7 protein-coding genes are annotated in these 7666 nt (G+C 62.3%); 6 read left to right on the forward strand and 1 reads right to left on the reverse strand.

The annotated features are described in order from the left end of the window. Window positions 1-100: 100 nt before the first annotated feature. Complete coding sequence (locus E1K68_RS03930; protein ID WP_003188208.1) at window positions 101-394, reverse strand: hypothetical protein; 294 nt, start codon at window positions 392-394, stop codon at window positions 101-103. A 224-nt stretch (window positions 395-618) separates the two neighbouring features. Between E1K68_RS03930 and pbpC the strand changes: the two genes are divergently transcribed. From pbpC to E1K68_RS03960, 6 genes are all read left to right on the forward strand, one after another. Further along, window positions 619-2931, forward strand: a complete 2313-nt coding sequence (gene pbpC / locus E1K68_RS03935) for a peptidoglycan glycosyltransferase PbpC (RefSeq protein ID WP_212614871.1) — start codon at window positions 619-621, stop codon at window positions 2929-2931. Between the two features lie 124 nt (window positions 2932-3055). Next, window positions 3056-3364, forward strand: a complete 309-nt coding sequence (locus tag E1K68_RS03940) for a MazG-like family protein (protein ID WP_003188211.1) — start codon at window positions 3056-3058, stop codon at window positions 3362-3364. Then, the gene (locus E1K68_RS03945; RefSeq protein ID WP_003188212.1) at window positions 3357-4106 is read left to right on the forward strand and encodes a methyltransferase; all 750 of its coding nucleotides are present in this window, start codon (window positions 3357-3359) and stop codon (window positions 4104-4106) included. The genes E1K68_RS03940 and E1K68_RS03945 overlap by 8 nt, the downstream gene beginning before the upstream one ends. 22 nt (window positions 4107-4128) lie before the next feature. After that, window positions 4129-4731, forward strand: a complete 603-nt coding sequence (locus E1K68_RS03950) for a DUF4136 domain-containing protein (protein WP_003188213.1) — start codon at window positions 4129-4131, stop codon at window positions 4729-4731. Between the two features lie 43 nt (window positions 4732-4774). Continuing rightward, a complete protein-coding gene (locus tag E1K68_RS03955) occupies window positions 4775-5332 on the forward strand; it encodes a DUF4136 domain-containing protein (RefSeq protein WP_003188214.1) in 558 nt (185 codons plus the stop codon). A 250-nt stretch (window positions 5333-5582) separates the two neighbouring features. Next, the gene (locus E1K68_RS03960; RefSeq protein WP_003188215.1) at window positions 5583-7526 is read left to right on the forward strand and encodes a pilus assembly protein TadG-related protein; all 1944 of its coding nucleotides are present in this window, start codon (window positions 5583-5585) and stop codon (window positions 7524-7526) included. The last annotated feature ends 140 nt before the right edge of the window (window positions 7527-7666 follow it).

A 7666-nucleotide genomic window follows, 5' to 3' on the forward strand; every position in this document is an offset into this window, starting at 1 on the left:
AAACGTCAACGATAACGCGGGTTTCCTGGATTAACGCGGCGTCTGTGAGTTTTTCGCGAGCAAGCTCGCTCCTACAGAGGAGAATCGAGTGGTTGTAATGTCAGTGTACGACCCAGCTCAGCAACCACAGCCCCAGCATCAGCCAGATGATCCCGACGATAATCGAGGCCCGCATAAAGGCGCGTACCGCCGAGTAAAGGAACAGCAGGCCGACGATCAGGGTGATGATGCTGATGATCGACGTGTCCATGCCCAAGGTGCGTGACAAACCGTCGATAAAGTTGCCGCCGGCGTGGGTCAAGGCCCCGAACAAACCGCTGAGGCCGTCGACGATAAAGCGGATGACGGAACCGAGCGCCTGGCCCAACCATTCGAAAAAGCTTTCTACCTGCATGTGCGTGTCCTGATGAGAAGGTGGGCGTAACTGTGCCTTTGGTTGTCGATAACGCAGGCGAGTTCCCTGCAAGCATAGAGGTTTGCCCGTTTGAGTTTTAGTTTAATCACCTGCGGATGTACTCAGTCCAATGTGGGAGCGGGCTTGCTCGCGAAGGCGGCGTGCCGGTGACATCTCTGCCAACTGACCCACCGCGTTCGCGAGCAAGCCCGCTCCCACAGTTATTGCGCTGGGCGTTGGGTTGTGTGGCGTTGGTAATACTGCTGCTGTGGGGCGCCGATCGCATTTGGCCCTTACCCCTGCCCCAGGACGACCTGGCCCGGGTGGTGCTGGCCGAAGATGGCACACCCCTGTGGCGATTTGCCGATGCCAATGGCGTATGGCGCTATCCGGTACACACTAGCGAAGTTTCGCCTTATTACCTCGACGCGCTGCTCACCTATGAAGACCGTTGGTTCTACCAGCACCCCGGCGTAAACCCGTTGGCGCTGGTGCGTGCGACCTGGCAAAACCTGAGCGGCGCGCGCGTGGTCTCCGGCGGCAGCACCTTGTCGATGCAAGTGGCGCGCCTGCTCGACCCGCACTCACGCACCCTGCACGGCAAGTTACGCCAGCTGTGGCGTACCGCGCAGTTGGAGTGGCACCTGTCCAAGGACGAAATCCTCAACCTGTACCTGAACCGCGCGCCTTTCGGCGGCACGCTGCAGGGCGTGGCGGCGGCGAGCTGGGCCTACCTGGGCAAGTCGCCGTCACAGCTGACCCACGCCGAAGCCGCTTTGCTCGCGGTGTTGCCGCAGGCGCCAAGCCGTTTGCGCCCGGACCGTCATCCGCAGCGCGCCCAGGAGGCCCGCGACAAAGTGCTGCGCCGCTTGGCCGAGTTTCAGGTATGGCCGCAATCGGCGGTTGATGAAGCGCTGGAAGAGCCCCTGTTGCTCGCCCCACGTCTGGAGCCAAGCCTGGCGCCCTTGCTGGCACGCCGCCTGAACCGCCCCGACAGCCCGCCGCTGATCCGCACCACCCTGGATGCCACTCTGCAACGTCGTCTCGAAGACCTGCTGCTGGGCTGGCGCGCGCGCCTGCCGGAGCACACCTCGGCGGCCATCCTGGTGGTGGAAGAAGAAAGCATGGCGGTACGTGCCTACCTGGGGTCGGTGGATATCAACGACACCAAGCGCTTTGGCCATGTGGACATGATCAGCGCGCTGCGCTCGCCCGGTTCCACCTTGAAACCTTTTCTCTACGGCATGGCGTTGGATGACGGCCTGATCCACTCCGAATCGCTGTTACAGGACGTGCCTCGACGTTATGGCGATTACCGCCCAGGCAACTTTTCCATGGGCTTTACCGGGGCGGTGCCGGCGAGCACGGCGTTGTCCAGCTCGTTGAACCTGCCGGCGGTGCAATTGCTGGAAGCCTACGGGCCCAAGCGCTTTGCCGCACAGATGCGCATCGGTGGCATGCCGTTGGCGTTGCCGGCGTTGGCCGAGCCGAACCTGGCGCTGATCCTCGGCGGCGCGGGCAGTCGCCTGGAAGATCTGGTGAGCGGCTACAGCGCCCTGGCCCGCGATGGCAAGAGCGCCACCCTGCGGTTACAGCCGGACGATACGCTCAGGGAGCGGCCGTTGCTGTCGCCCGGCGCCGCATGGATTGTGCGGCGCATCCTCAGCGGCCAGGCGCGGCCCGACCGCGACCCGCGTGCCGAGCTTGTCCAACGCCCGGTGCTGGCGTGGAAAACCGGTACCAGCTATGGCTTCCGTGATGCCTGGGCGATTGGCGTGGGCCCGCGTTATCTGATCGGCGTCTGGATCGGCCGGCCCGATGGCACGCCGGTACCGGGGCAGTTCGGCCTGGCGTCGGCAGCGCCGTTGATGTTGCAGGTGCATGACGTGCTGACCAACCGCGACAGCCAGCGCGGCATCAGTGCGCCGGTCAAACCGGTGCCGGCCAATATCGGCGTGGCGGCGATCTGTTGGCCGTTGGGCCAGCCCATGAACCGCAGCGACCCCAACTGCCGCCGCCAGCGTTTTGCCTGGACCCTGGACAACACAACGCCGCCGACCTTGCAGGCATTGGATCAACCCTTGAGCGTGGGCTTGATGGAAAGTATCTGGGTTAACGCCAAAGGCTTGCGGGTCGATGCCCGTTGCCCTGGCGCAACCCCCCAAAACATCGCCCTGTGGCCGGCGCCGTTGGAGCCCTGGTTGCCAAGAATTGAACGCCGTGAAGCACGTATCCCGGCGGCTGACCCGGACTGCCCGCCACCGGCGCTGGCCGCGTCATCGCCGTTGTCCATCGTGGGGGTACGCGAGGGCGATCAATTGCGTCTGCCCGCTGCCAGTCAACAAGCCTTGCGCCTGAAAATCTCCGCTCTGGGCGGCAGTGGTCGGCGTTGGTGGTTTCTCAATGGCGCGCCGTTGGGCGACAGCGCCAGTCAGGACAGCATCAATGCCAGTTTTGAACGGCTGGGCCGCTATCAGCTCAGTGTATTGGATGAAGCCGGTCAAACCGCCAGGCTCGAATTCAGCGTTGTCGACTGATCGCTGATCGTTCCCACGCTCTGCGTGGGAACGCCGCCTGGGACGCTCCGCGTCCCGACATCCACGCAGGCGACGCGAAGCGTGGGAATGATCGGGTAAGCTATACCCATTCAGGAGCCCCCGCATGAACCTCGAACACCTCACCGAACGCCTGCACCGCATCCGCGATACTAATGACTGGAAGCAGTTTCACAGCCCGAAAAACCTGGCCATGGCTGCCAGCGTGGAAATGGCCGAGCTGGTGGAAATCTTCCAATGGCTCACCGAAGACCAATCCCGCCAACTGCCCGCCGATAAACTCGCGCATGCGGGCCAGGAGGTCGGTGATATCGTTCTGTACCTGCTGTTGCTGTGCAGTGAGCTGGGCCTGGATATGAACGAAGTGGTGCGCGCCAAACTGGCCGATAGCGAACGGCGGTTTGCCCATGAGTGATCGTCATTTCGACCAGTTGGCCACGCGCTTTGCCGAAAAGATCTACGGCGGCGCCAAGGGCGCGATTCGCTTGGCGGTGCTCCAGGCCGACCTGGTAGAAGCCTTGCCGCAACGCCCATTGCGCGTGCTGGATATCGGTGCTGGCCTGGGGCATATGTCGCTGTGGCTGGCCGAGCAGGGCCACGAGGTGACCCTGGCCGAACCCGCTGCACCGATGCTTGAAGGGGCGCGCCAGCGCTTCGCTGACGCGGGCCAAAGCGCGACTTTTATTCATGCACCGTGGCAAGACTTGCTCGGCCAACTCACCGAGCCTTACGATCTGGTGCTGTGCCATGCCGTGCTGGAGTGGTTGGCCGAGCCCCACGCCATCCTGCCAGTGCTGCACCAACTGACGCTGCCGGGTGGCTGGTTGTCCCTGGCGTTCTACAACCGTGATGCGTTGATCTATCGCAACCTGCTCAAAGGCCACTTTCGCAAAATGCGCAAGAACGACATGGCCGGCGAAAAGCAGAGCCTGACGCCGCAACAACCCCTGGACCCACGGGAATTGGCGGCGCAACTTGAAGGGTTGTGGCAGGTCGAAAGCCAAAGTGGCGTACGGGTGTTCCACGACTATATGCCGGTGGAATTCCAGGCGCGCGCCAACCTGCAGGACTTGTTGGAGATGGAACTCGCTCACCGTCGTCACCCAAGCTTTGCCGGGCTTGGGCGATATTTGCACTGGATCTGCCGCCCGGTTTAAGCGGCCAGCGTGGGAGGTCGACATGCGTCGTCTCGGTTTAATTCTGTTGTCTCTAGGCCTTGGGGCGTGCTCGAGCCCCAACCCTTACGTGGCCAGTTCGGCGCCGATGCCGCCGGCGCCCGCCCAGGCGGCAACCACCTTTGATGCCAGCGCCTACCCTGCGCCGGTACGCGACTACGGCGCCTACCGCAGTTGGGGCTGGCTCAACGGCCAGTTGCCGGCGGGCACGGCCTGGGCCGATTCGGCGCAGATTGCCGAGGCGGTCAGCGGCGCTCTCGACCAGCGCGGCTTGCGCCCCTTGCATGACAAGCGCGCGCCCGACCTGCTGGTGAGCGCCGATGTACGCCTGGAAAAACGCCTGCGCCAGGTCCAGGACGATTATGGTTACGGATACGGCGGCTATAACCGTTATGGCAACGGCTATGGCATGTACAACAGCGTGCCGGTGGTGCGTACCTATGAAGTGACAGTGGCCGTGGCGCGTATCAGCCTGTTCGATGCGCGCACCCGCCAGCCGGTGTGGAGCACCAGCGCCGAAACCACCAGCCAGGGCAGCCTGAGCGAACGCGCCGATAGCTTGCGCAAGGCGATGCAGAAGGCAATGGCTGCCTATCCGCCCAGTTAGCAGCTATTCTCATTACAGGCCCACGTTGTTTTTGGAGAACACCATGCTTCGTCGCATCGCTGCACTTGCTGTTGTCATGTTGCTGGGCGGTTGCCAGAGCAACCAGGTCAACCATGATTTCGACGCCAGCCGAGACTTCGGCGCTTACCGCAATTGGGCCTGGAAAGACCCGGCGTTGCAGTACCGTCCCGATGACCCGCGGATCAAGAGCGACCTCACCGAGCAACGCATCCGCCAGGCCGTGGGCGAACAGCTGGATCAACGCGGTTTGCGTCCTGCGGCGGCGGGCACCAAGGCTGACTTGAATGTACAGGCCTACCTGATCGTCGAAGACCGCCAGCAGCAAGTCACCACCAACTATGGCGGTGCCTGGGGCGGCCCGTGGAATGGTTACTGGGGCGCGCCGATGTACAACGAAACGCGCAACATCACCTACAAAGTGGCGACCATCCAGCTCGACCTGCTCGACGGCAAGGACGGCAAGCTGGTGTGGCGCGGCAGCGACGAACAAATGATGGCCAGCACGCCCAACCCCGAGGACCGTAACAAGGCCATCCGCAGCACCGTAACCAAGATCCTTTCCAACTACCCGCCGCGCTGATCACCCCCTGTCACTCCTGTGGGAGCGGGCTTGCTCGCGACTTCAGTGACTGACACACCGCTTTCGCAGGCAAGCCAGCTCCCACATTTGATCTTCAGTGTTTTGAGCATAGCGTTCGCTTAGCTGAGTTGTATTAGGGTGCCGACATTCAGGGCATCTCCGCCAGTCGCCAATGTGGCGAGTTGCCAGCAACCTGCCGAAGCCTTGTCTACACTCCAGTGCAACGGAGAGTTAGCGCAGGAGTGCTTCGATGTCTCCCCGATTCGGCTCCAGGCAGCGTGGTGCAATTGGCTTGATGGCGGCAGGCACCTTGGCCTTGGCTCTGGTGTTTACGTTGCTGGCGGTCGACAGCGGGCGCTTGTACCTGGAAAAGCGCAAGTTGCAGTCCGTTGCCGACACCTCGGCGTTGGAGGCGGCAGGTCTGGGTGGCCAGTGCGGTACCAACACCACGGCCAGCGCCTATGCCACGCAAAATGCGGCGCGCAACGGTTTTGTGGTCGGTAATGGCAACACCCTGGCGGTGACGTGCGGCACCCTGGCGACCAATGCCCTCAACACCCGCGTATTTAGCGCCGATGCCACCAAGAGCGACGCGATCCGCGTGGTGGCCTCGCGCACCGTCCTGACCAGCATCGCCAATGGCCTGTGGAACCTGTTCAGCGGCGCGCCGATCACCCCGCAAATCAACTTGAGCGCCACGGCCGTCGCGGCGACACCGCCGCCCGTGGCGCAGCTGTCGATCCGCAGCAGCCTGGCCAGCGTCGATTCAGGCAAATCCCCACTGCTCAACCTGGTCATCGGCAACCTGCTCGGCGGCAACCTGTCGCTCACGGCGGCGGGTTGGAACGGCTTGCTGCAGACCAACGTCAACCTGCTCAGTTACCTGGACCAACTGGCGATCAACCTGAACGTGAAGGCCGGTGACTACGATGCCTTGCTCAGTACCGCAGTCTCCGCGACTCAACTGATTGACGCTGCGGTGAAGGTCTTGCAGAAAAACGGCGCGGCAGCCACGGCGGTCATCAATGATGTGATTTCGATTCAAGCCATTGCGCCGAACAGCAAGCTGTTAACCGTGGGCGACCTGATCGACATCGCCACAGGCACGCCGACGGCGGCGCTGAACAGCAATGTGCAGTTGTTTCAACTGCTGGAAGCGGTGGCGCAGTTGTCCAGTAGTAAGAATGCGGTGAGTGCGGCGGCGCAGGTCGCGATTCCGTTGGTGGGCAATGTGTCGATCCAGACCAAGGTCATCGAACCGCCGCAGTTGTCGGCGATTGGCAATCCTGTATTGGCCAAGAAGGGCTTGCAGAATACCCCGCCAACCGAACAGATTTTTGTACGCACCGCGCAAGTGCGCACGTTGGTGACCGTGCAGGCGCCGATCATCAAGGCGGTCTCTGGCGTGGCGTCCATACTGACGGGCTTGGGCACGCCGGTGTCCCAGGTGGTCAAAGGGTTGTTGAACCTCAACCTGCCGGCGGTGGTTGGCGGGGTGTTGTGCCTGGTGGCCTGCAATGTGGCTGACGTCGATGTCACGACGTCGCTGGCCATTTACATTGAAGCCGGCAGTGCGCAAACCAATGTCACGGATTTCAATTGCGACTCGCCGGCCTCTAAATCCTTGACGGTGAAAACCACCACGTCCCTGGCGACCCTGGCGGTCGGTACGGTGGATCCGGTGGCGGCTTTTTCTTCCTCGGCTGCAGTCAATGTGCAGCCGGTGAGGTTGATTGATTTTGGCGAGCGCTACTGTGTCGTTCTAACGCTGCTGTGCAGTCCCAACCGTACACCGAATGTGGGGGGCGGTTTGCTGTTGAAAGCCAACTCCACCATTGCCGGGCAAAGCAGCACGATGGTGTTTGCGCCGGTGGCCGAGATGAATGCGCCGCCCACCTACAAGTTTGCGCCGGGCACGGCCAATATCGTCGGCAGCCTGGTGTCGACGCTTAATGGCTTGCAGGTGACTTACGCACCGCCTAGCGGCACTGTCTCCAATGGTGCGTTGGCTGGGGTCGCCGGGTTGTTGGCGACTATCACTACGGCGGTGGTGGGGCTGATCCAGAATGTGTTGTCGCCGATTCTCGACCCCATCGTTAATACCTTGCTGAGTGCCTTGGGCATCAACCTGGGCAATGCCGAAGTCGGTGCCAACCTTACTTGCCATATGGGTCGGGCTTATCTGGTGATTTAGCTGACCTTTCGAGTTCCAAATGTGGGAGCTGGCTTGCCTGCGATGGCGGCCCGCCAGCCGACACTTCTCTAGCTGACACCCTAAGATCCAACTGTGGGAGCGGGCTTGCTCGCGAAGGCGGCCTGGCAGTCAACACAGTT

Source organism: Pseudomonas sp. B2021 (genome assembly GCF_018135665.1).
Lineage (GTDB): Bacteria > Pseudomonadota > Gammaproteobacteria > Pseudomonadales > Pseudomonadaceae > Aquipseudomonas > Aquipseudomonas lactis.

What these genes read in the sequence shown, in the direction of transcription:
- E1K68_RS03960 (WP_003188215.1), top strand. Translation starts at nt 5,583, where the DNA reads ATGTCTCCCCGATTCGGCTCCAGGCAGCGTGGTGCAATTGGCTTGATG.
- E1K68_RS03950 (WP_003188213.1), top strand. Translation starts at nt 4,129, where the DNA reads ATGCGTCGTCTCGGTTTAATTCTGTTGTCTCTAGGCCTTGGGGCGTGC.
- E1K68_RS03945 (WP_003188212.1), top strand. Translation starts at nt 3,357, where the DNA reads ATGAGTGATCGTCATTTCGACCAGTTGGCCACGCGCTTTGCCGAAAAG.
- E1K68_RS03955 (WP_003188214.1), top strand. Translation starts at nt 4,775, where the DNA reads ATGCTTCGTCGCATCGCTGCACTTGCTGTTGTCATGTTGCTGGGCGGT.
- E1K68_RS03940 (WP_003188211.1), top strand. Translation starts at nt 3,056, where the DNA reads ATGAACCTCGAACACCTCACCGAACGCCTGCACCGCATCCGCGATACT.
- E1K68_RS03930 (WP_003188208.1), bottom strand. Translation starts at nt 394, where the DNA reads ATGCAGGTAGAAAGCTTTTTCGAATGGTTGGGCCAGGCGCTCGGTTCC.